Origin of the sequence: Pantoea cypripedii (genome assembly GCF_011395035.1) — a bacterium.
Classification (GTDB): domain Bacteria; phylum Pseudomonadota; class Gammaproteobacteria; order Enterobacterales; family Enterobacteriaceae; genus Pantoea; species Pantoea cypripedii_A.
This window is the reverse complement of record NZ_CP024768.1, coordinates 4,252,367-4,275,424: the sequence shown is the minus strand read 5'-3', so window position 1 is coordinate 4,275,424 and position 23,058 is coordinate 4,252,367. Positions and strand designations below refer to the sequence as shown.

At 54.3% G+C, this 23,058-nt stretch carries 20 protein-coding genes; 8 read left to right on the top strand and 12 right to left on the bottom strand.

Annotated elements, in window-relative coordinates; genetic code table 11:
- Window positions 1–12 precede the first annotated feature (12 nt).
- From mnmG to ravA, 6 genes are all read right to left on the bottom strand, one after another.
- The gene (mnmG, locus tag CUN67_RS19995; protein WP_208716975.1) at window positions 13–1,902 is read right to left on the bottom strand and encodes a tRNA uridine-5-carboxymethylaminomethyl(34) synthesis enzyme MnmG; all 1,890 of its coding nucleotides are present in this window, start codon (window positions 1,900–1,902) and stop codon (window positions 13–15) included.
- A gap of 440 nt (window positions 1,903–2,342) precedes the next feature.
- Complete coding sequence (gene mioC, locus CUN67_RS19990; protein WP_208716974.1) at window positions 2,343–2,783, bottom strand: FMN-binding protein MioC; 441 nt, start codon at window positions 2,781–2,783, stop codon at window positions 2,343–2,345.
- A gap of 156 nt (window positions 2,784–2,939) precedes the next feature.
- Window positions 2,940–3,401, bottom strand: coding sequence for a transcriptional regulator AsnC (asnC, locus tag CUN67_RS19985; protein ID WP_013511092.1), 462 nt, complete (start codon window positions 3,399–3,401; stop codon window positions 2,940–2,942).
- A 104-nt stretch (window positions 3,402–3,505) separates the two neighbouring features.
- Window positions 3,506–5,650 (bottom strand): 5-histidylcysteine sulfoxide synthase, encoded by a 2,145-nt coding sequence (gene ovoA / locus CUN67_RS19980; RefSeq protein ID WP_439332266.1) that lies wholly within the window; start codon window positions 5,648–5,650, stop codon window positions 3,506–3,508.
- Window positions 5,651–5,696: 46 nt separating this feature from the next.
- Window positions 5,697–7,157, bottom strand: a complete 1,461-nt coding sequence (viaA, locus tag CUN67_RS19975; protein ID WP_208716972.1) for an ATPase RavA stimulator ViaA — start codon at window positions 7,155–7,157, stop codon at window positions 5,697–5,699.
- A complete protein-coding gene (gene ravA / locus CUN67_RS19970; protein ID WP_208716971.1) occupies window positions 7,154–8,650 on the bottom strand; it encodes an ATPase RavA in 1,497 nt (498 codons plus the stop codon). Before ravA ends, viaA begins: the two co-directional genes overlap by 4 nt.
- 300 nt (window positions 8,651–8,950) lie before the next feature.
- On the opposite strand from ravA, the gene kup reads away from it, so the two are divergent.
- Window positions 8,951–10,819, top strand: a complete 1,869-nt coding sequence (gene kup / locus CUN67_RS19965) for a low affinity potassium transporter Kup (RefSeq protein ID WP_208716970.1) — start codon at window positions 8,951–8,953, stop codon at window positions 10,817–10,819.
- A gap of 17 nt (window positions 10,820–10,836) precedes the next feature.
- On the opposite strand, the gene qseC is transcribed toward kup, so the two are convergent.
- Window positions 10,837–12,168: a quorum sensing histidine kinase QseC gene (gene qseC, locus CUN67_RS19960; RefSeq protein ID WP_208716969.1), complete on the bottom strand. Its 1,332-nt coding sequence runs from the start codon at window positions 12,166–12,168 to the stop codon at window positions 10,837–10,839.
- A complete protein-coding gene (gene qseB / locus CUN67_RS19955) occupies window positions 12,165–12,827 on the bottom strand; it encodes a quorum sensing response regulator transcription factor QseB (protein WP_208716968.1) in 663 nt (220 codons plus the stop codon). Before qseB ends, qseC begins: the two co-directional genes overlap by 4 nt.
- Before the next feature lie 183 nt (window positions 12,828–13,010).
- On the opposite strand from qseB, the gene CUN67_RS19950 reads away from it, so the two are divergent.
- Complete coding sequence (locus CUN67_RS19950) at window positions 13,011–13,406, top strand: YgiW/YdeI family stress tolerance OB fold protein (protein ID WP_208716967.1); 396 nt, start codon at window positions 13,011–13,013, stop codon at window positions 13,404–13,406.
- A 35-nt stretch (window positions 13,407–13,441) separates the two neighbouring features.
- On the opposite strand, the gene CUN67_RS19945 is transcribed toward CUN67_RS19950, so the two are convergent.
- Complete coding sequence (locus CUN67_RS19945) at window positions 13,442–14,863, bottom strand: carbohydrate-binding protein (RefSeq protein ID WP_208716966.1); 1,422 nt, start codon at window positions 14,861–14,863, stop codon at window positions 13,442–13,444.
- Window positions 14,864–15,192: 329 nt separating this feature from the next.
- On the opposite strand from CUN67_RS19945, the gene rbsD reads away from it, so the two are divergent.
- The 6 genes from rbsD (at window position 15,193) to rbsR (ending at window position 20,989) form a co-directional block, all read left to right on the top strand.
- The gene (rbsD, locus tag CUN67_RS19940) at window positions 15,193–15,612 is read left to right on the top strand and encodes a D-ribose pyranase (protein ID WP_208716965.1); all 420 of its coding nucleotides are present in this window, start codon (window positions 15,193–15,195) and stop codon (window positions 15,610–15,612) included.
- 7 nt (window positions 15,613–15,619) lie between these two features.
- On the top strand, window positions 15,620–17,128 hold the full coding sequence (rbsA, locus tag CUN67_RS19935; RefSeq protein ID WP_208716964.1) for a ribose ABC transporter ATP-binding protein RbsA: 1,509 nt from the start codon (window positions 15,620–15,622) through the stop codon (window positions 17,126–17,128).
- The gene (rbsC, locus tag CUN67_RS19930) at window positions 17,125–18,096 is read left to right on the top strand and encodes a ribose ABC transporter permease (protein WP_208716963.1); all 972 of its coding nucleotides are present in this window, start codon (window positions 17,125–17,127) and stop codon (window positions 18,094–18,096) included. The genes rbsA and rbsC overlap by 4 nt, the downstream gene beginning before the upstream one ends.
- 26 nt (window positions 18,097–18,122) lie before the next feature.
- Window positions 18,123–18,998, top strand: coding sequence for a ribose ABC transporter substrate-binding protein RbsB (gene rbsB, locus CUN67_RS19925; protein WP_084878074.1), 876 nt, complete (start codon window positions 18,123–18,125; stop codon window positions 18,996–18,998).
- A 64-nt stretch (window positions 18,999–19,062) separates the two neighbouring features.
- Window positions 19,063–19,992: a ribokinase gene (rbsK, locus tag CUN67_RS19920; RefSeq protein ID WP_084878072.1), complete on the top strand. Its 930-nt coding sequence runs from the start codon at window positions 19,063–19,065 to the stop codon at window positions 19,990–19,992.
- 4 nt (window positions 19,993–19,996) lie between these two features.
- Complete coding sequence (rbsR, locus tag CUN67_RS19915; RefSeq protein ID WP_368389655.1) at window positions 19,997–20,989, top strand: ribose operon transcriptional repressor RbsR; 993 nt, start codon at window positions 19,997–19,999, stop codon at window positions 20,987–20,989.
- On the opposite strand, the gene mdtD is transcribed toward rbsR, so the two are convergent.
- From mdtD to CUN67_RS30295, 3 genes are all read right to left on the bottom strand, one after another.
- Window positions 20,986–22,389: a multidrug transporter subunit MdtD gene (gene mdtD, locus CUN67_RS19910; protein ID WP_208716962.1), complete on the bottom strand. Its 1,404-nt coding sequence runs from the start codon at window positions 22,387–22,389 to the stop codon at window positions 20,986–20,988. The genes rbsR and mdtD overlap by 4 nt on opposite strands.
- The gene (locus CUN67_RS19905; RefSeq protein WP_208716961.1) at window positions 22,386–22,598 is read right to left on the bottom strand and encodes a hypothetical protein; all 213 of its coding nucleotides are present in this window, start codon (window positions 22,596–22,598) and stop codon (window positions 22,386–22,388) included. The genes mdtD and CUN67_RS19905 overlap by 4 nt, the downstream gene beginning before the upstream one ends.
- 265 nt (window positions 22,599–22,863) lie before the next feature.
- The coding region (locus tag CUN67_RS30295) for a hypothetical protein (protein WP_217621299.1) at window positions 22,864–23,058 on the bottom strand (195 nt) is incomplete at its 5' end.

Here is a 23,058-nt window from a genome sequence, read left to right as displayed (position 1 = left end):
CCCCGTGGTCTATCAGGCGCTTTTACGCAGCAGGCCCTGTTTTTTCAGGTAAATCAGCAAAATGGAGATCGCAGCGGGTGTGATACCAGAAATGCGTGACGCCTGACCAATCGAGCTAGGTTTGTGATCGTTGAGTTTCGCAATCACTTCATTCGACAGACCAGAAACCTGACGGTAATCAAGCGTGGCAGGCAACAACGTGTTTTCATTGCGCTGCTGGCGATCAATTTCTTCCTGCTGACGCGCAATGTAACCTTCGTATTTCACCTGGATTTCGACCTGCTCCGCAGCCTGTTCATCGGCCAGTGCCGGACCATAGCTGTTCAGCGAGGTCAGCAGCGCATAGGTCATTTCCGGACGACGCAGTAAATCTTCACCACTGGCTTCTTTGGTCAGCGGCGAGCTGGTGATGCTGTTCACTTCGGCCACGTTGTCCGATTTTGGATGCACCCACAGATCGCGCAGACGCTGACGTTCCTGCTCAATCGCTTCCAGTTTCTGGTTATAACGCGCCCAACGCGCATCATCCACCAGACCCAACTCACGACCAGTTTCCGTCAGACGCAAATCCGCGTTGTCTTCACGCAGCATCAGACGATATTCCGCGCGTGAAGTAAACATACGGTACGGTTCTTTGGTTCCCAGCGTGCACAGATCATCAACCAGCACACCCATATAAGCCTGATCGCGACGTGGCGCCCAGCCTTCTTTATCGGCTGATTGACGAGCGGCGTTCAGACCCGCCAGCAGACCCTGTGCCGCCGCTTCTTCGTAGCCGGTGGTACCGTTGATCTGACCCGCGAAGAACAGACCCTGGATATATTTGCTTTCCAGTGTCAGTTTCAGGTCACGTGGGTCGAAAAAGTCATACTCGATGGCATAGCCCGGACGCACAATCTTCGCGTTTTCCAGGCCTTTCATCGAACGAACGATTTGCATCTGCACATCAAATGGCAGGCTGGTGGAAATACCGTTCGGGTAGATTTCGTTGCTGGTCAGCCCTTCCGGTTCAAGGAAGATCTGATGCGAGTTACGATCGGCAAAGCGCATCACTTTATCTTCGATCGACGGGCAGTAACGGGGTCCGATCCCTTCGATAACCCCGGCATACATCGGGCTACGATCGAGGTTGTTGCGGATCACATCGTGAGTTTGTTCATTGGTATGGGTGATCCAGCACGGCACCTGCTGTGGATGCTGCGCGATATTGCCCATAAATGAGAACACCGGCATCGGGTTATCACCGTGCTGCGGTGATAACTGACTGAAATCAATGGTACGCGCATCAATACGCGGCGGAGTACCGGTCTTCAGGCGACCCACGCGCAGCGGCAGTGCACGCAGGCGTTTGGACAACGGGATCGACGGCGGATCGCCTGCACGACCACCGCTGTAGTTATCCATACCGATATGAATTTTGCCGTCGAGGAATGTCCCGACAGTCAGCACGACGGTTTTGGCACGGAATTTCAGACCCATCTGCGTCACAGCGCCGACGACACGATCGTTTTCCACAATCAGATCGTCAACCGCCTGTTGGAAGATCATCAGGTTAGGCTGATTCTCCAGTGCAGAACGCACTGCCTGACGATACAGCACGCGGTCAGCCTGGGCACGGGTAGCACGCACCGCCGGGCCTTTGCTCGCGTTTAGTATCCTAAACTGGATACCCGCTTTGTCGATTGCCGTTGCCATCAAACCGCCGAGGGCATCCACTTCCTTCACCAGGTGTCCTTTGCCGATGCCACCGATTGCCGGGTTGCAGGACATTTGTCCCAGCTTATCAATGTCATGGGTGAGTAACAGGGTTTGCTGACCCATTCGGGCAGCTGCCATCGCGGCCTCTGTGCCCGCATGACCACCACCAATTACGATGACGTCAAAAGGATCTGGATAAAACATGAAGTGGTACCTCGTTAATGTTCGGACAGGGATCGTTGCCCTGGGCGGTGGATTCTACTGAAATTCTGTCTGCGGTGAAAGTCGCGGGATCCTGAGGTTTAAAAGAAAGGATCTTTATTCTTTGGATGATCTTCCTGTTAGATCTCTTATTAGGATCGCGGTTCGCTGTTGATAACCTAAAAAAGCACTTAAGTAACAGCATCCTGGTCTGGATCATTTGCTGTGAATGATCGGTGATCCTGATCCGTATAAGCTGAGATCAAAATGCCTGGTTATCCACAGCTCAGAAAAGCATCATCGGTTATTCTTGGGATAACTACCGGTTATACGCATGATTTAGGCTGTGTTATCCACAAGGGATCGGGAAATAAAAAGCATAAAACAGCGGAAAACTCTGGGGATCGCCTCGATTTCACGATCCCCCACCAGCCTGGATCGTCTTATAACTGTGTTTGCCAGCTTGCCAGCCACACTTCTGCCGGATCTTCCGGAATCTCATGCTCCAGCACGTCGATCTCCAGGCGATCGCCAATACGTTTAGCGCCCAGCTGGTTCAGTTGATCTTCCAGCGTTCTGATCGCGCCACAAAACAGATCGTATTCGTGGTTGCCAATGCCTACTGCGCCAAAACGAACGGCTGAGAGATCCGGTTGAGTCTCTTTTAATGCTTCATAGAATGGCAGCAGGTTATCAGGCAGCTCACCCGCTCCGTGCGTTGAGGTCACAATCAGCCAGATACCTTCCTGCGGCACTTCATCCAGCTCCGGTCCATGCAGCACCGCGGTAGAGAAGCCCGCATCCTGCAGTTTTTCTTCCAGATGTTCGGCGACATATTCGGCGCTGCCAAGGGTACTGCCAGTGATTAACGTAATATCGGCCATGATGCTCTCCGGAACTCAAAGGCGAGCATTGTACGCTGTGATTAAGCCGTGATCCACCTGTGGAAAACAGGGTTAATAACGAAAAGCACGGGCTGCCAGGCTGCATCCCAGGTGAGATCCGCCTGGGATAAGTGTGTGCACAATAAAAGGAAGGGATCAGGGCTTGATGGTTCGCATGATCGGGTTTTGCAGGGAGATCAGGGTTTCAGTGGACTGAATTTCGTCAATGGTCTGGATCTTGTTGATCAGCACCTGTTGCAGGGCATCAATTGAACGGCACATGACTTTAATAAAGATGCTGTAGTGGCCGGTGGTGTACCAGGCTTCGACCACTTCGTCCAGCGCCTCCAGCTTGCTTAGCGCTGCGGGATAGTCGCGCGCACTTTTCAGGATAATGCCAATGAAACAACAGACGTCAAAGCCCAACTGGCGAGGATCGATCTCAACCCTGGTACCGAGAATGATGCCAGCCTGACGCATCTTCTCGACGCGCACGTGAATCGTGCCAGGACTGACATTGAACTGTTTGGCCAGCTCGGCGTAGGCTGTACGCGCATTCTCCAGCAGGGCATTTAAAATGCCGCGATCCAGGTTATCCAGTTGCACATGTTCCGCCATTTCCTTCCCTCTTAAACTTGTCTTCAGTGAACAGAGGAGAATGTGCAGCAAAATGGCGGAGCAGGCAAGGCGCAGACAGCGGAGGTGCCGCTGCCTGCACGCTTTTAGCGCTTACGCCACAAGGTGACCTGCGCCAGCGTGTGCTGGAACTTGCGCGCCGTTTCGCGAATCACGAAAGGCACATCCTGCGGGGTTGCTATCTCCTCGAATTCATCGCGCAGCAAACGTTGCAGCGTCTGATATGTCGTCAGTGCTTCACCGTTTTCCCGCACGCCACCCAGCCAGTTTTCCTTCGGGGTGAAATCTTCCAGCCAGGTATAAGGTGATGACAACACCAGCAGGCCACCAGAACGAATCATCGGCGCGACATCCTGGAGAAAGCGCTTCGGTTGACGCAGGCGATCCAGCAGATTGGATGCCAGCACCAGATCGTAACGATCCGGTTGTGGCTTGAGGTTACAGGCATCGCCCTGTACGAACTGAATACGCTGTGCCTGCTCATCCGTAAGATCAAACTCTTTCAGACGCACCTGGCGATACTCCACCAGCTCACCCTCTTCCGGCACCACATAGCGGAAATCCTCACCGGAGGTCAGTTGCAGCGCCACATCAATAAAGCGTGCCGAGTAATCCATACCGACCACCTGCCCGAAGTGGCGCGCCAGTTCAAAGCTGGCGCGGCCGGTCGCACAGCCGATATCCAGCGCCTGGCCGCGCTGGGTACAATGCGGCAACAGCAGCGAGACGAGGTTTTCCGCATAATTAGGTACGCCGAAGTAGCGTGGCCCGTACTGGAAATCGAGATACTGCGACACCATGCTGTCGGTTTCATACGGGTTCAGTGCCATGGTTTCCTCGTGTGAGGACACCACATAACGGAAACCGGCGTGCTGGAAGAAGTGGCGACGGAAGGCATAGCGTGAAGACTTCAGCGCTTCGTTACCGGTAGAAATCCAGCTGCCGCCTTTGATCAACGCATGTTTGCCATCAAAGGTGGGGGTAGAGAAGTCATCGTACAGGGGATGTACCTTAAAGCCCTCAAAGCCGTTGATAGGCGTGGTGGTCCATTGCCAGACGTTACCGACGATATCGAAAAACTCGCCCTGACTGAAGCGATCCACCGGGCAGGAAGACGCCCAGTACGCCAGATTGATGTTGCCTGGCGCGTCATGCCAGTCCGGCTGATCGCCGCTGACTAATTCACGCAGCTGCATCCACTCGGCTTCGCAGGGGAGCTGGATGGCTTTGCCGGTTTCTTCTGCCAGCCAGCGGCAAAACGCTGCCGCTTCCAGCTGATTGACTTCTGCTGGCCAGTCCCACGGCATTGCCACTTCTTCGGTCATCAGACGGAGTTTTAGCTGATCGGGTTGCTGAATATCACCAACCCAAAAGGTGGGCATCCGTGCTTTGGAAAACTCGCGCCAGCCCCAGCCTTCGTCATCCCACCAGCGTCGTTGCTGGTAGCCCCCTGCGGCAACGAAGGCATAATATTCCGCATTGCTGACCAGCATCCTGCTGGCTTTAAACGGTTTTAGCTCGGTTGTCTTGCTGCCATATTCGTTATCCCAGCCGTAGGTATCTTCAGTTTTGCCCTGTTGCACACGGCCGCCGGGCATAGCAATCAATGCGTTAGCCGGAACCTTGCGACGATCATGTCGGGCCTGCGGACATGCTGGCCAATGCGGCTGTGGTTTTACCCATTCAATCGGCAGCTGGCGCATCAGCACGCTGGAGGTTTCCAGATGGATGCGCTCATGTTCGATACCCATCAAAATCACCCATGCCGGACTATCCCAGTCGATAGGTAATTCCAGCGGCATGGTCTGGATCAATTCGCTGACCAGGCTTTTAACCTTGCCGCGATAGTCGCGGACTTCCGCCACTGTCGGCCAGGCATAATGGCTATCGTCGAGATCGTCCCAGCTCATTTCATCCACGCCGATCGCCATCATCGCTTCAATACGATCGTCGACGCGCTGATCGAGATAACCACCCGCCATCAGCTTATTAATGTAGAAAGTGGCGGTATGGCCAAAATAGAAGATCAGCGGATGGCGCAGGGAAATCGCTTTATTGAAATATGCACGTTCGTCGGCAAGGCAATCGAACAGGCTTTCATAGAGCGTCCAGGTTTGCAGAAAGTAGGTCAGCAGCTCGGCGCGTTTTTGTTCTGAATTCTGGCCGGAGAGCCGCAGCGTGCGGGTTGGTGTTGGCAGGGCGATGGTCACGGTGTGCTCCAGTTTGCTCAATGTGAGAACTTATCACTATAGCAAATAAGCATTTCCGCCAGATGACTTAACGCTTCCAGCGGCGCAGCAGGCGGCTTTTCAGTCCGGTGTCAAAGCGCCAGATATGATCGAAAATACGCAGGATGCCGGGTTTGCCATGCGCGGACATCGCCACCGCATGAAAACGCTGCTGATTATGGCGCTGGCGTTGTTTGACGGCGTTAACAACCTCTTCCGGTAAACGTTGAGCGATAAAATCGGAAACGATCACCGCATCGGCTTCCTGCCACAGGCTGCCTTCCATCCGCGCCACCACTGCCGCCAGGCAGGCGGCCAGATCGGTACCGCCACGAAAACGCTGGCTGAGAAAACGTATCGCCTGTTCGATGCCGTTATCAGCGGTCAGTTCATAACCGATCACTTCATGGGCGAACAGCATGATGTAGCAACGGCGTTTATCTGCCAGCGCGACTTTCAGCAGCGCCAGGCAAAAGGCTTTGGCACAGCGTTCATTAAAACCGCCCATGGAACCGGAGGTATCGACACAGACGATAAAGGGGCCACGCGGTTGTTCTTCATGCTGCTGGTGGCTGACCGGTCGCAGCGTGACTTTTTCATGCCAGGCTTCACCTTGCAGGCGGTAAGTCAGCAGACGCTTCTCTACCAGGCGGCGATAAAACTCCAGCTCCAGCTCACTGATGCTCAGCGTTGCCAGTTCGGGCGGCAACAGGCGCAGTACATCATCGCTCTGATGAAGGCCGCTGACTTCTTCCGGCACATTATCGGGTTCGCGCACCAGCTGGTGAAACTCTTCCAGCGGCGCATCCTGCGACGGCACTGCTTTTGCTTCACGGCTGCGACCCAACTGTTGTGCCAGCTTCATCAGTTCCGGCTGCTGAGCAAGAAAATCGCCGTACTGGACGATCAACTCATAATCACCATGCTGCAACGGCGCTTTGCTCATATCCCATAAGCGCCCGGCAGCGGCTTCATCATCATCGGTGAGAATCGGAGCCAGCTGGCCGCTCAGCGCCATGCGTTGTTGCAGCTCCGCCATCAGGCGCTCGCGCTGCTGTTCCAGCAATTGCTGGTTCAGCGTCAGGGTTTGCAACGTCAGGCTAAGCCGCCAGCGTTGCAGGAACAGGGTGTGCTGCGCGTTGCTCAGCTGGTCGCTATCAGTATGCAGCAGCAGTTTGCTGGCTTCTTCAATAAAGGGTGACGGCAGGCTTTTCAGCTGCGTCATGATGGCGGGTAGCTGCTGGCTGAATTCATGCGGGGTGAGCAATTGCGCCTGCTGGAACAGCTGAAACTCCTGCCCCAGCGCCTCTGGCACTGCCGTGTTTTTCATCTGTTCGGCGATTTCAGAACGCCAGCGCGGCAGGTCACGCATCATCGCCTGTTTCAGGCGGGGGAATTTCTCAAAAAACATCGCCAGCTGTGGCGACGCGAGCAAAGCCAGAATTAACTCTTCGATCAGCTCGGTTTCGCCAATCGACAGCAGCGTGCTCAGCGCCTCCAGCGAGATCATTTACGCGCCTGTTTCAGCTGTTCCGCCACATCCTGCAGGCTGGTTTCAATGCGTGCCAGCCAGTCGTCGCTGATAAACAGACAGCGCTGATGCTGGCTGAACAAGGTGCGCTGAGCGCGCAGCTGGTTATCCAGCGCATCAAACTCATCAATGATTTCCTGCGGCATTTCATTGCTGGTACTGACTCCGGGCAATGTCAGACGGGTGGCCTGCAGGCTCACGTCACGTAAAGTCAGGCAATGTTGCGCATCCACCAGCAGATCGAGGGTCTGAGCAAAACCGATGCCGTTGAGTTTGCCGCGGATTTCCCCGCCTTTCAGTAGCCATTGATTCAGCGCTTCACGGCTGATCAACACATGGCTGACCTGCATGTCATGCAGCATCAGTGGCTGTTGCAACATCAGCGTCAGCTGTTCGTCGCTGAGGGTGGCGGGTAACTCGTAATGGGGCTTACGGCTAAACATGCCGCTGTGTTTTTCCAGTGTCAGCGCCTGCGCCACGCTTTGCTGCTGTTGCAGCGCCAGCCGACGTGCTTTGATTTGCTGGAGTTTCATCAGCATCGGTTGTTGTTGCCAGGCGTGTTGCGTCATCAGCGCATCGATTTCACGATCCAGCAGCTTCATCGAGGTCACGTCGTGCCACAGGCAATCTTTTAGCAGGATCAAATCCAGCGGGGCAATGGACACGCGACCACTGTAGAAGGCGCTGGCCTGCAATAGATGAATGGCTTTTTTCCAGCGACGATCGGAGATATAAGGCGCATCGGCCAGATTCTCCAGTTGCTGACGCAACTGATAAATCAGTTCAAACACATGGTCTGGCAGGCTCACCTGGCTGATGCCTTTCTGCCACTGATGATACTCTTCATCAGTGATGCACAGTGAATCAGCCACCGGATTAACGTTTTCATCCTGCTGGTGGGTCAGCATGCTGCGGAAGTTCTGTTTCTCGTGCACGTTATCGAGCCACAGGCGAATCAGCATGCGATCATACAAGGCTTCCAGCCCACTGTCGGCTTCCGGCAGTTCGTTGGAGGCGGTGACCAGCAAGCGCATCGGAATTTTTTCTTCGCTGTCGCCATTGCGGAAGCGGCGTTCATTGATGGCGGTGAGCAAAGTATTGAGAATCGCCGGGCCCGCTTTCCAGATTTCATCAAGAAAGACGATTTCGGCATCCGGCAGATAACCTTTGGTCAGGCGCTGATAGCGGCCTTCATCTTTTAACGCCTGGATGGAAAGGGGACCAAAAACTTCTTCGGGAGTGGAGAAACGCGTCATCAGGTATTCAAACGCGCGGGCATGCTGGAAAGCGTACTTCAGGCGGCGGGCAATCAGGCTTTTGGCGATGCCTGGCGGACCCAGCAAAAAGACGCTTTCGCCACTCAGCGCAGCCAGCAGGCAGAGGCGGATCGCATGATGCCGTTCATACAACCCTTTTTCTAAGGCGTTGCTCAGGCGAGAAATTCTTTCTGCCAAAAGATGGGGTTGAGCCATAATCACATCATTGTCCTTCTGATCCTGGTGCCATCGCATTCTGGCGAGCGCATTACTCTACTGATTATCATGCGTGAAAGCGTTGATAGCCGTCAGCTTTTTTGTTTCAGAAGGTTGAGACGAGGCCTATCGCCTGTTCCGGCATCTTTTTGCCGGGTTTTGCAGCGAAAAAACGCGTTGCTGACGCCATGTTGTATGTTAGTAAGGGTAGGTTTTTTTGGGAATATGTGCATACTGTGCGCTTTTTGATGGCCAGAGCGGTCGGCAACCGCCTGATCGACTCCAACAAAAGATAACTCTATGAGCTCGGAAAACAAGCAGTCCCTAGGCGCAGTCACGCTGGCCGCAATCGGCGTGGTGTATGGCGATATTGGTACCAGCCCGCTTTATACCTTACGTGAATGTCTCTCCGGCCAGTTTGGCTTTGGTGTGGAACGTGAAGCGGTATTTGGCTTTCTTTCCCTGATTTTCTGGCTGCTGATTCTGGTGGTGTCGCTGAAATACATCAGCTACGTGATGCGTGCGGACAACGCCGGTGAAGGCGGGATTCTGACGCTGATGTCGCTGGCGGGACGTAATACCGGTGCCAGAGCCACGGCGATTCTGGTGATCATGGGGTTAGTGGGTGGCAGCTTCTTCTATGGCGAAGTGGTGATCACCCCGGCTATTTCGGTGATGTCGGCGATTGAAGGCCTGGAAATTGCGGCGCCTTCGCTCGATCCCTGGATTGTTCCGCTGTCGATTACCGTGCTGACGCTGCTGTTTATCATCCAGAAACACGGTACCGGTATTGTGGGCAAACTGTTTGCCCCGGTGATGCTGCTGTGGTTTATCGTGCTGGCGGTACTCGGGGCGGATAGCATCATCAAAAACCCGGAAGTACTGCAGGCGCTTAACCCGTCCCATGCCGTGTACTTCTTTGTGCATTACAAAACCGTCTCCTTCTTTGCGCTGGGTGCCGTGGTGCTGTCAATCACCGGTGTGGAAGCGTTGTATGCCGATATGGGCCACTTCGGTAAGTTGCCGATTCGCGTGGCATGGTTCGCGGTGGTGTTGCCGTCGTTGGTGCTGAATTACTTTGGTCAGGGCGCGCTGCTGCTGTCCCATCCTGAAGCCATCAAAAACCCCTTCTTCCTGCTGGCTCCGGACTGGGCGCTGATTCCGCTGCTGATCCTCGCCACGCTGGCGACGGTGATTGCTTCACAGGCCGTTATTTCCGGTGTGTTCTCGCTGACGCGCCAGGCGGTGCGTCTCGGCTATCTGCCACCGATGCGGATTATTCATACCTCTGAGATGGAGTCCGGCCAGATCTATGTTCCGGTGATCAACTGGCTGCTCTATTTCGCCGTGTTGATTGTGATCGTCAGCTTTGAACACTCCAGTAATCTGGCGGCTGCTTACGGTATCGCGGTAACCGGCACCATGGTGCTGACCACCATTCTGTCCTGCACTGTGGCGGTCAAAAACTGGCACTGGAATAAGATTCTTGTCGGTTTGATTCTGGTTTCGTTGCTCTGTATCGATGTGTCGTTGTTCTCCGCCAACCTGGTGAAAGTCTTCTCCGGCGGTTGGTTGCCGCTTTCACTGGCGCTGGTGATGTTTATCGTAATGACCACCTGGAAAAGCGAGCGTTTCCGCCTGCTGCGCCGTATGCATGAACACGGCAACTCTCTGGAAGCGATGATTGCTTCACTGGAGAAATCGCCGCCAGTACGGGTACCGGGCACTGCCGTGTACATGTCGCGTGCGTTAAACGTGATCCCCTTTGCCATGCTGCATAACCTCAAGCACAACAAAGTGTTGCATGAACGTGTGGTCCTGCTGACGCTGCGTACCGAAGATGCGCCTTACGTGCATAACGTTCGACGGGTGACGATTGAACAACTGTCACCGACTTTCTGGCGTGTGGTCGCCAGTTATGGCTGGCGCGAAACGCCGAATGTGGAAGAAATTTTCCACCGCTGCGGGCTGGAAGGGTTGAACTGCCGCATGATGGAAACCTCGTTCTTTATGTCGCATGAATCGCTGATCATTGGCGACCGACCGTGGTATCTGCGTCTGCGCGGTAAGCTGTTCCTCGCGCTGCAACGCAATGCGCTGCGCGCGCCGGATCAGTTTGAAATCCCGCCGAACCGGGTGATTGAACTGGGAACTCAGGTCGAGATCTAACTTCCTCTGCGCGTCCGCTACCAGCTTAGCGTGACGCGCAATCCCCCTGCTTCCCGCCGACTAAATACCACGCGAATACCGTGCAGTTGCGCAATATTCTTCACAATCGATAATCCCAGCCCGCTGCCGGTTTGCGTTTGTCCGGGTGGCCGCCAGAAACGTTCCCCCAGCCGCGCTAATGCCGCATCGTTCACGCCCGGACCATTATCGTCAATGGTCATGGTGCGGGCCGTCAGGCTGACCTGCACCAGACTGCCGCCTGGGGTATAGCGCAGCGCGTTATCCAGCAGATTACGGACCATCAATGATAACAACAGTTGATGACCGTTCATCACCGGCTCGGCAACCACCTGCAGCTGAAGCTCGATATTTTGCTGCTCTGCCTGCGGATAATGCTCGGCCAGTAAGGTTTGCAGCAAGGGGGCCAGTGCGACTGGCTGGAACTCGCTGCGCAGATCGTCTGCTTCCACACGGGATAGCGTAAGTAATTGATCCACCAACCGGGTTGCACGCAGGATCCCGGCATCCAGTTGTTGTAACGCACGATTGCGCATCACCTCATCGTCATCGGCAAGCTGGATCACTTCACTTTGCACCCGCAGCGCCGCCAGTGGCGTGCGCAATTCATGGGCGGCATCTGAGGTAAAACGGCGTTCGCGCTGGACCAGCTCAGCCATGCGACTGAACAGGCCGTTTAACGCCTGTACCAGTGGCTTAACTTCTTTCGGCAGTCGGCTGAGTGGCAATGGTGCGGCATCGTCAGCGGCGCGCTGGTGGAGCGAGCGGGTAAGGCGTTTTAACGGACGCAGTTCAAACCATACCAGCCCCAGCAACAGCACCAACATAAACGGCAGTGCGATCAGCCACGGCATGATGCTGCTTTGGGCTAAATTGCGCGTCATATCATCGCGATATTCCCTCTCCTGCCCCACCACCACACGATAACGTTGGTCCGGCGACGTCAGCCACAGCAGACGCCAGCTGTCATCATCATCCCGCAGCTGCCCATCGCGAAAACCGTCGCGCCGGTCATCAAACTGTAAATCGCGGCCATTTTCGCCATCATTCAGCAGCAGTTTACCGTCGCGACTAAAAATGGCGAAGGCCAGCGCGTCATCATCCTGTTTACCCCGATGTTTGCTCAGGAGAGCTTTGTTTTTCGGCAGCGTCGCTTCATGGAGGGTGGCAGGATCGAGCGTCAACAGGCGTTTGGCAAACAGCATTTGCTGGGTATCGAACAGTTCATTAACGGTGTCGCGTGTCTGGTGCCAGGCGCTCAGGCTGGCGCTGCCCCAGCACAGGATGATCAGCACGACAAAGCCGATAGCGAGACGCAGGAACAGACTCATTCTGCCGTCCCCAGCGTATAGCCGACGCCATGTACGGTGCGGATAAACTGGCTGCCAAGTTTTTTGCGCAGATGATGAATGTGGACTTCGACGGCATTACTGGAAACGTCGTCATCCCAGCTATAAAGCTTTTCCTCCAGCTGGCTACGTGTGAGCACCCGGCCTGGATTACGCAGGAATAACTCCAGCAGCGCCAGCTCACGGCTTTTTAGCATGAGCGGATCTCCGTCATACAGCACGCTATGGCTGGCGGGTGACATCACTACCTTGCCGTGGCGCAATTCAGGTTGTAACTGGCCATGCCGGCGGCGAATCAGCGCCTGCAAACGTGCCGCCACTTCCGTCAGGGCAAAAGGTTTGCAGAGGTAATCATCTGCTCCCAGTTGTAATCCCTGTACTCGCTGATCGAGCGCATCCCGTGCGGTCAGGATCAATACCGGCACATCCTGCCCCTGCTGACGCCACTGGCGCAGAATATCGAGTCCATCCCGTTCGGGCAGGGACAAATCAAGGATCACCGCATCCCAGGGGGCGGATGTCAGTGCCTGAAACCCCGCATCGCCGGAAACAAACCAGTCCACACTAAAACCGAGTTTGGTCAGGCCAACTTTCAGGCCATCGCCAATGATCCTGTCGTCCTCAATCAATAAAATCCGCATGTAAAATTCTCCTTTTCTGCTGGTGTTATACGAAGCAGAGTTGCGTATGTACAGGAGAAATGGCGGCATTTTGCCTGTTTTTCACCAATTTTAATTAATTGATCAGCCTTAAGATCCTGTTAAGAACCTTATGTTGAAATAGCCTGCGTATCCCGCACATTTCATGGAAAAGAGGTGAATCAAATGAAAAAGCATGCAGCAATTTTGGCGATCGTGGCGCTGGTTTCCACGCCGGTTCTGGCGGCACAGCAGGGGGGATTTGTGGATCCCAATGCACCAGCCGTGCAAAACCAGGCTGGTGGCTTTCAGGCTGGCAACACCAGCGTAGTGACGGTGAAGCAGGCCGAAGAAATGAAGGACGATAGCTGGATCACCGTGCGAGGTTCTCTGGAGAAGCAAATTGGCAAGGAGGATTATCTGTTCCGTGATGAGACCGGCAGCATGAAGGTCGAAATTGATCATAAGCACTGGAATGGACAAACCATTTCACCCAAAGATCGGGTGGAGCTGACAGGTGAACTGGATAAAGATTTCAATGCGATTGAGCTGGATGTGAAACAGGTCAGAAAACTGCCGTAAACGCATTCAGGGGCTGCCATGGCAGCCCCTTTCGGTTATTGCACCAGCCAGACGGAATGCTGCCCCGGTGTGTTGCCCTGCGTCCAGTAGGCCGCCTTATAGGTTTTTCCCTGATAAGTAACGGTATCGCCGCCGGAATAGGCCATCGATGCTTTCCATTCTGTTACCTGAGTTGGATAGGCCAATTTCCAGGCATCGTTATAACCGGGTTTGAATAGCGTCCAGTATTTCGCGACGTATTTGATCCCTTCATAGGTCACTTTATCCCCTGCCACATAAGGCGTACCCGCTTTCCATTCTGGAAACTCAGTATCCCCCTGATCCGGTGTTGTCGGGTTTTCCGGTGCAGTGACCGTGATGGTCACGCGTTTCGTGTCTTGTTTGCCATTTTTGGTCACGGTTAATTCATAGATGGCGGTACCGCTGGAATTTGCTGGAAAGAGGGCGCGAACCTTAGCCTGTCCTAATGCGCTTACCCAGCCACCCTTTTCTTCTTCCTGTAACCAGAAGCTACCCTTGCCACCCACGACTTTCCAGCTGAATGAATCGGCATTTTTACTGCCGGAAGCGTCCAGCTCGCGGACAATCGATTCATTAGGGGAACTGGTAACGCTGAAATCGGCGGGAACCACCGCGACAGGCGCGTTATCGGTGTTGCCACCGGAATTGTTGTCTCCGTCAAATGTTCCTCCGGCGCTCATAAGGACTTCGGTTGGATAGGCCCCGGTCATGTCATAGGTTGCACAGGTATTGGGGTTCGAATCGGAGATATAGCTCTGCCACGGGGTGGATGTATCGGAAGACACACCCGAGACGCCACTGTACTTAACAACAAAATTGGTACGCTGCGCACAGGTGAGTTCCCCATTCAAAAACCACTCAGCCCAGCCCAGCAGGCTTGGCTGCAAATCTGACCAGCGGGCAGGCACGGACACGATACCGATGATGGTCTCCTCACCCGTTGTCTGATCGGTGACGGAACCTTGCCAGGTTGTCAGACTTTGCGCGCTATCCTGCGCGGTACGTTTCACGTTGAAGGTATATTTATGGCCAACTTCCCAGTTGTACGGAATATGGCAACTCATACCGGTATCGGGATCGGTCGAATCTGCGCCGCGTTTACACCATTCAAAGTTGCTTTGTGTGCCCTTGCCGAAAATGCTGAACAGCGCGGTTTTGCCATACTCGCCATTTGGCTGGAGACCAAAGTAATAAGCGCCTTCACTCATATACCAGCCCTGATAAGCCCAGTACCAGGGGGGAGCTTCATTTGTCATCTCCTGCACTTCCATACTTGCCGTCAATGCGCTGAGCATTTTGCTGCTCTGCATGTTGGGATGGGTGCTGAAATGTACGTTCGGTGTGCGGGCTTTATCTCCCTGATCGTTATGCGCTTTTGCCACACGCACATTGACGGTTAAGAGCGAGAGCGCAATCAAACTTCCGAGTGTTTTCACCTTGAAATTCATCATTGTCCTTAGATAAATCCATCTGTATTTACAACCAGCGGATGGTTGTTCAGTGTTGGTTTTGGCGTGAAATGACATATCCGGACACATCAGAAAACATATTGACATAGGGTTAAATAAGACATTTCTCCTGAAAACCAGGCGGGTTCTTTATTCGGATGAAAAAGATCTCGGGTTTTTTCCTGCCTAACTCAAATTTTCCCTGGCACAAGCGAAACGTTTCGATGGCGATCACATTTCCGTGATGTCGCCATTGAGTTGCGATGTACATTTTATACACTCCGGTCAGCGAAACGTTTCGCTGTGGAGTGGAAGAAATGAAGAAAGGTCGCTTGTTAAACGCTGAAATCTCTCATGTGATTGCCCGTCTGGGACACACGGATACGCTGACGATTGCCGATGCGGGTTTACCCATTCCTGTGGGTCCGCAACGTATCGATCTGGCGCTGACGCCGGGGACACCCGAGTTTTTACAGGTTGTTGAGGTGGTAACAGAAGAGATGCAGGTCGAAAGCGCTCTGATGGCGGAAGAGATTAAGCAACACAACCCGCAGCTCCACAGTGCACTGCTCGCCGTGCTCGAAGCCTTGCAACAGCACCAGGGAAATACCATTGCTGTTAGTTACATCAGTCATGAACAGTTCAAACAACAGACTCAGCGTAGTCAGGCGGTCATTCGCAGCGGAGAGTGTTCTCCGTATGCGAATGTCATCCTGAGCGCGGGCGTTACCTTCTGAGGTCGTTATGCAACCGTTATTGCAACTCAAAGGGATTGAAAAGTCATTTCCCGGCGTTAAAGCGCTGAAGGGCGCATCGCTGGCGGTCATGCCAGGACGTGTCATGGCGCTGGTGGGAGAAAATGGTGCCGGTAAATCCACCATGATGAAGGTGCTGACGGGTATCTACAGCATGGATGCGGGTTCGTTACAGTGGCTGGGCCAGGAAACCACCTTCTCCGGGCCGAAAGCGTCACAGGAAGCGGGCATCGGCATTATTCACCAGGAACTGAACCTGATCCCGCAACTGACGGTTGCGGAGAATATCTTCCTGGGCCGTGAATTCGTTAACCGTTTTGGCCGCATCGAGTGGAAAAAGATGTATGCCGAAGCGGATACGCTGCTGAAGCGCCTCAACCTGCGTTTCAACAGCCATAAGCTGGTGGGTGATTTGTCGATTGGTGACCAGCAGATGGTGGAGATCGCTAAGGTACTGAGTTTTCAGTCGCGGGTAATCATTATGGATGAACCGACTGATGCGCTGACCGATACCGAAACGCTGTCGCTATTCCGCGTCATTAATGAGCTGAAAGCGCAAGGCTGCGGCATTGTCTACATCTCCCACCGCATGAAAGAAATTTTCGAGATTTGCGACGACGTCACGGTGTTCCGCGACGGCCAGTTTATTGCCGAACGTCCGGTCAGCGAACTCAGCGAAGAGAGCCTGATTGAGATGATGGTGGGCCGTAAGCTGGAAGATCAGTATCCGCGCCTTGCTCAGGCACCAGGCGCACTCCGTTTGCAGGTGGAAAACCTGAGCGGCCCCGGGGTGCATGAAGTCAGTTTCACTTTGCGTAAAGGGGAAATCCTCGGTGTTTCCGGCCTGATGGGCGCGGGCCGAACCGAACTGATGAAGCTGCTGTACGGCGCACTGCCACGCAGCGGCGGCAAGGTGATGCTCGATGGCCGTGAAGTGGTAACGCGCGCACCGCAGGACGGCCTGGCGAATGGCATCGTTTATATCTCCGAAGATCGTAAACGCGATGGTCTGGTGCTGGGGATGTCGGTGAAAGAAAACATGTCGCTGACGGCATTACGCTATTTCAGCCGCGGCAACGGCAGCCTGAAGCACGCCGAAGAACAGCTGGCGGTAGGCGATTTTATCCGCCTGTTCAACGTCAAAACCCCTTCGATGGAGCAGCCGATTGGTCTGCTTTCCGGTGGTAATCAGCAAAAAGTGGCGATTGCCCGCGGGCTGATGACGCGGCCGAATGTGCTGATCCTTGATGAGCCGACGCGCGGTGTTGATGTTGGCGCCAAAAAAGAAATCTATCAGTTAATCAACCAGTTTAAAGCCGATGGGTTAAGCATCATCCTGGTGTCGTCCGAAATGCCGGAAGTGCTGGGCGTGAGCGACCGCATTCTGGTGATGCATGAAGGCCATCTGAGTGGCGAATTTACCCGTGAGCAGGCTACCCAGGAATCCCTGATGGCGGCGGCAGTCGGTAAGCAACACAGCGAGGAGTTAGTTGTATGAGTACCCAAACCTTACCTGCCAGCCGTCGCTGGTTCAGCAAAGCCTGGTTGCTGGAGCAGAAATCGCTGATCGCGCTGATTGTGCTGATTGCCGTGGTTGCCAGCCTCAGCCCGAATTTCTTTACCGTTGCCAACCTGTTCAACATTCTGCAGCAGACCTCGGTGAACGCCATTATGGCGGTGGGAATGACGCTGGTGATCCTGACGTCAGGCATTGATCTTTCGGTCGGCTCGCTGCTGGCGCTGACCGGTGCAGTAGCCGCCTCGATCGTTGGCCACGAAGTGAATGCGCTGGTGGCCGTGGCTGCTGCGCTGGCGCTGGGTGCCGTAATCGGTGGCGTCACCGGCACTATTGTGGCGCGCGGCAAAGTGCAGGCCTTTATCGCGACGCTGGTGATGATGCTGCTGTTGCGCGGCGTCACCATGGTTTACACCGATGGTAGCCCGATCAATACCGGCTTTAGTGATAACGCCGATCTGTTTGGCTGGTTCGGGATTGGTCGCCCGTTGGGTATTCCGACGCCAGTATGGCTGATGGCGGTGGTATTCGGGCTTGCCTGGTACATGCTGCACCACACACGCCTTGGTCGTTATATCTATGCGCTGGGCGGCAACGAAGCGGCAACGCGTTTGTCGGGGATTAACGTTAACCGCGTCAAAATCATCGTTTATTCACTGTGCGGCATGCTGGCAGCGCTGGCAGGCACCATCGAGGTGGCGCGCCTGTCATCAGCCCAGCCGACTGCGGGTACCGGTTATGAACTGGATGCGATTGCTGCTGTTGTGCTGGGCGGGACCAGCCTGGCAGGTGGTAAAGGTCGCATTATGGGGACGCTGATCGGGGCACTGATTCTTGGCTTCCTCAACAATGGACTCAATCTGTTGGGCGTCTCTTCTTACTACCAAATGATTGTTAAAGCAGTAGTCATTCTGCTGGCAGTGCTGGTGGATAACAAAAGCAGTAAATAACTCTGACCTTCACACAGGATTCATTAATGAAAAAGTTAACCGCATTGGCCGTCATTCTTGGCGCCACTCTCAGTGCCAGCGCGATGGCGAAGGATACTATCGCTCTGGTGGTTTCAACGCTGAACAACCCATTCTTTGTGGCGCTGAAAGATGGCGCACAGAAAGAAGCTGACAAACTGGGTTATAACCTGGTGGTGCTGGATTCGCAGAACAACCCGGCGAAAGAGCTGGCGAACGTGCAGGACCTCACGGTACGTGGAACGAAGCTGCTGCTGATCAACCCAACCGATTCTGACGCGGTGGGCAACGCCGTGAAGATGGCCAACCAGGCAAACATTCCGGTTATCACCCTTGACCGCGTAGCGGCACAGGGTACCGTGGTCAGCCACGTCGCTTCTGATAACCGCTTTGGCGGCAAGATGGCCGGTGACTTTATTGCGAAGAAAGTGGGTGACGGCGCGAAAATCATCGAATTGCAGGGCATTGCCGGTACCTCAGCAGCACGCGAGCGTGGCGATGGTTTTAAACAGGCTGCCGAGGCGCACAAATTCAATATTCTCGCCAGTCAGCCAGCTGATTTTGACCGTACTAAAGGCCTGAACGTAATGCAGAACCTGTTGCAGGCGCATCCGGATGTGCAGGCGGTGTTCGCGCAGAACGACGAGATGGCACTGGGCGCACTGCGTGCATTGCAGACCGCCGGTAAAACCGACGTCGTGGTTGTGGGCTTTGACGGCACCGCTGATGGTGTGAAAGCCGTTGAAGCGGGCAAACTGACCGCAACTGTCGCCCAGATGCCTGATAAGATTGGTATCATCGGCGTAGATACTGCGGATAAAGTACTGAAAGGTGAAAAAGTGCAGTCGATCAATCCGGTCGATCTGAAACTGGTTACCAAATAATACGCGAAGAAAAGCAGGGCAACGCGCCACCGTTGGGTGGCGCATTCTTGATGGATCACTCCCTATGAGCAAAAGCGCAAAACTGGCCGTACTCGGCAGCATCAATGCCGATCACATCCTCAATCTCGCCCACTTCCCACGTCCGGGCGAAACGGTGATCGGAAAACAGTATCAGGTTGCCTTTGGCGGTAAAGGGGCTAATCAGGCGGTGGCAGCCGGACGAGCCGGTGCCGATATCGCCTTTATTGCCTGCGTTGGTGCAGATGATATTGGCGAACGCATTCGTCAGCAGCTGCAGCAGGACCGTATTGACACCGCACCGGTCGAAACCGTGGCGGAAGAAGCCACCGGTGTGGCAATGATCTTCGTGAATGGCGAAGGTGAAAACAATATCGGCATTTATTCTGGTGCCAACGCGGCATTAACACCGGCCTGCGTGGCGCGTCATCAACAGGTAATCGCAGACGCGGATGCCCTGTTGATGCAACTGGAATCCCCACTGGAAAGCGTGCTGGCAGCGGCAAAAATTGCCAAAGCGCAGCAGACGCAGGTGATACTCAATCCGGCACCGGCGACTCAGCTTTCCGATGAACTGCTGGCGTTGATTGATATCATCACCCCGAATGAAACCGAGGCCGAGATTCTGACTGGCATCGCGGTGAAAAGTGATGAAGATGCCGCACGTGCCGCCGCAGCGTTGCATGCCAAAGGTATTCAAACCGTGTTGATTACGCTGGGACGCCGCGGTGTCTGGCTAAGTGAGCAAGGGGATGGCGTGCGTATTCCGGGCTTCAGCGTGCAAGCCGTAGATACGATCGCTGCTGGCGATACCTTCAACGGTGCGTTTATTACTGCCCGTCTCGAAGGCGTAGCGATGCATGATGCGGTACGTTTTGCCCATGCGGCAGCGGCGATAGCCGTTACCCGTCCTGGTGCGCAGCCCTCGGTACCCTGGCGTACTGAGATTGATGCCTTCCTGCAACAACAGGGATAAGCGCTTGGCTACCATGAAAGATGTCGCCCGCCTGGCGGGCGTCTCAACCTCCACCGTTTCGCATGTCATTAATAACAATCGCTTTGTCAGCGAGCAGGTGCGCGAAAAGGTGGAGCATGCTATTCGTACCCTGAATTACGCTCCCTCCGCTCTGGCGCGCAGCCTCAAAATCAATCAGACACGTACCATTGGCATGTTATTGACGGCCAGCAGTAACCCCTTCTATTCGGAAGTGGTGCGCGGCGTGGAGAATAGCTGCTATGAACGAGGTTACAGCCTGATTCTGTGCAACACCGAAGGCGATGAGGAGCGCATGAATCGCAGCCTGGAAACGCTGTTGCAGAAGCGCGTTGATGGCCTGCTGATCATGTGCACCGAAACTCACCTGCCATCGGCAGATATCCTGAATCGTTATCCGTCGATTCCGATGGTGATGATGGACTGGGCACCGTTTGAAGGACGTGGCGACATTATTCAGGATAACGCGCTGTTAGGCGGTGAGCTGGCGACGCAGCATCTGATCGATCGTGGCTATCGCCGCATCGCCTGTATTGCCGGTCCACAGGATAAAACACCGGCGCGGCTGCGTCTGGATGGCTTCCATAAAGCTATGTCCAGCAGCGGATTGCCGGTATTGCCGGGGTATGTGGTTGACAGTGATTTTGAGTTTCAGGGTGGTTTTAATGCCATGAACCAGCTGCTTACCCTGGACCCACTGCCGGAGGCGGTATTTACCAGTAATGATGCGATGGCTGTTGGCGTCTATCATGCGCTGTTTCAGGCCGGGTTGCGTGTGCCACAGGATATCGCCGTGATGGGATACGATAACATCGAACTGTCGCGCTATCTGACGCCGCCGCTGAGCACTATCCATCAGCCAAAAGATGAGTTGGGTGAACTGGCAATTGATACGCTGATTCATCGCATGAGCGATCCCGACGCCAGTCAGCAAACGCTGGTCCTGACGCCGGAGCTGGTGGAGCGCGGTTCGGTTTAAGCGCCTTTCTTCTTTTTATCGCGATTGGTGATCAAATGACGGCCATCGCCATTGCGCAGCCACATAAAGGTGAAGGCGGCCAGCACGGTGATCACCCCCATGGTGAGAAAGGTGGCGTGGAAATGCTGCACCGTGGTGCCGCCAAACTCCTGATAAAAGCGTAACACCGCTGCACTTACCGCTACACCAAAGCTGATCGACAGCTGCTGCGTAACGGCCAGCACGCTATTACCGCCACTGGCATTCTCATCATTCAAATCGGCCAGAGTGATGGTGTTCATGGCGGTGAACTGTGTCGACATTGCCATTCCCAGCACGAATAGCGCCAGCAATAGCATGACCACACTTCCGCCCGGCGATTGCAGTGAGAAGCTGGCAATCAGAATACCGATAATCACTGAAATGCCGACCAGGGTGTGGCGGTAACCAAAGCGTCGCAGCACCTGGGTGACGGTGGATTTCGCCAGTAACGAGCCGATAGCGGTCGGCCCCATCATGCAACCGGCAATAATCGCCGGATAACCAAATCCAACCTGCAACATCAGTGGCATCAGGAATGGAATACAACCCGTACCCAGACGCGAAGCAATATTGCCAATGATGCCGATGGAAAACGTGCGGGTTTTAAACATCGGCAGGCTGATCAGCGGTGCCGGATGGCGACGTGCATGGACAATATATAGAAGAAGCAACAACACACCGGCAAACAGCACGCCGGTTGCCTGCCACGGTGACACAATGCGTTCGCCAAACAGTTCGATACCAATGGAGATCAGTACCAGGCCTACGCCGAACAACACAAAACCGCCAAAGTCGAAGCGGCGTTTCGGCGTGGTGAAATTCGGCATGTATTTGCGCGCATAAAAGATGCCGAGCAGACCAATGGGAATGTTAATCAGGAAGATCCAGTGCCAGCTGGCATAGGTGACCAGTAAACCGCCCAGCATTGGTCCGAGAATCGGCCCGACCAGGCCGGGCATGGTAACAAAGTTGAGGACCGGCAAGAGTTCACTGCGTGGATAGGCGCGCAACAGCGCCAGTCGCGCGACCGGCATCATCATCGCCCCGCCAATGCCCTGAACCACCCGCGAGAAGACCAGCATGCCCAGGCTGCCTGATAAGGCGCAAGCCAGTGAACCTAACGTAAATAAGGCCACCGCCAGAATAAAGATTTTGCGCGTACCGAAGCGATCAGCCAACCAGCCACTGACGGGAATGAGCATTGCGACAGTTAATGTGTAGCTAATGACGGCGGATTGCATGGCCAGAGGAGAGCGTTCAAGACTGGTTGCGATGGCAGGGAGCGCGGTGTTAAGGATGGTGGCATCAAGCGATTGCATGAAAAATGCCATAGCAGCGATCCAGGGCAACCCGGCCATGCTGCGCGCGGAGCGAATCATTTAAAGTCCTTCTTTAATAAAATGCTGTCTGCAGCAGGGGAAAACTGCGATTGGACAAACAGGATAGCACCGCCACTAAAGAGCATTACGATGATTTGTGCCGCGCGGGGGGCTGCTTTGGGTGTTTCTTCATCGCAAAATGTCTTCTTTTTACTCGTTCGTCTAAAAAAGTAGCGCTCAGTCAATTTTTTGCAATAAACGCTTGTCACTCAGAATTATCTCCCTATAATGCGCCTCCACTGACACGGCAAAGCGGCAACGCAGACGGTCAGTGAGGGTTGAAGTGATTCATCCCGCCGGAGAAAGTCGCTGAAAAAAGTGATTGACTCTGAAGGAGGAAAGCGTAATATACGCCACCTCGCGACAGACGGTTAACCCGCTGCTCGCACTGCTCTTTAACAATTTATCAGACAATCTGTGTGGGCACTCGCAGGATTGATATCAAAAGTCCACGGACTTAAAAAATATCAAGTCTCAAGAGTGAACACGTAATTCATTACGAAGTTTAATTCTTTGAGCATCAAACTTAAATTGAAGAGTTTGATCATGGCTCAGATTGAACGCTGGCGGCAGGCCTAACACATGCAAGTCGAACGGTAGCACAGAGGAGCTTGCTCCTTGGGTGACGAGTGGCGGACGGGTGAGTAATGTCTGGGGATCTGCCCGATG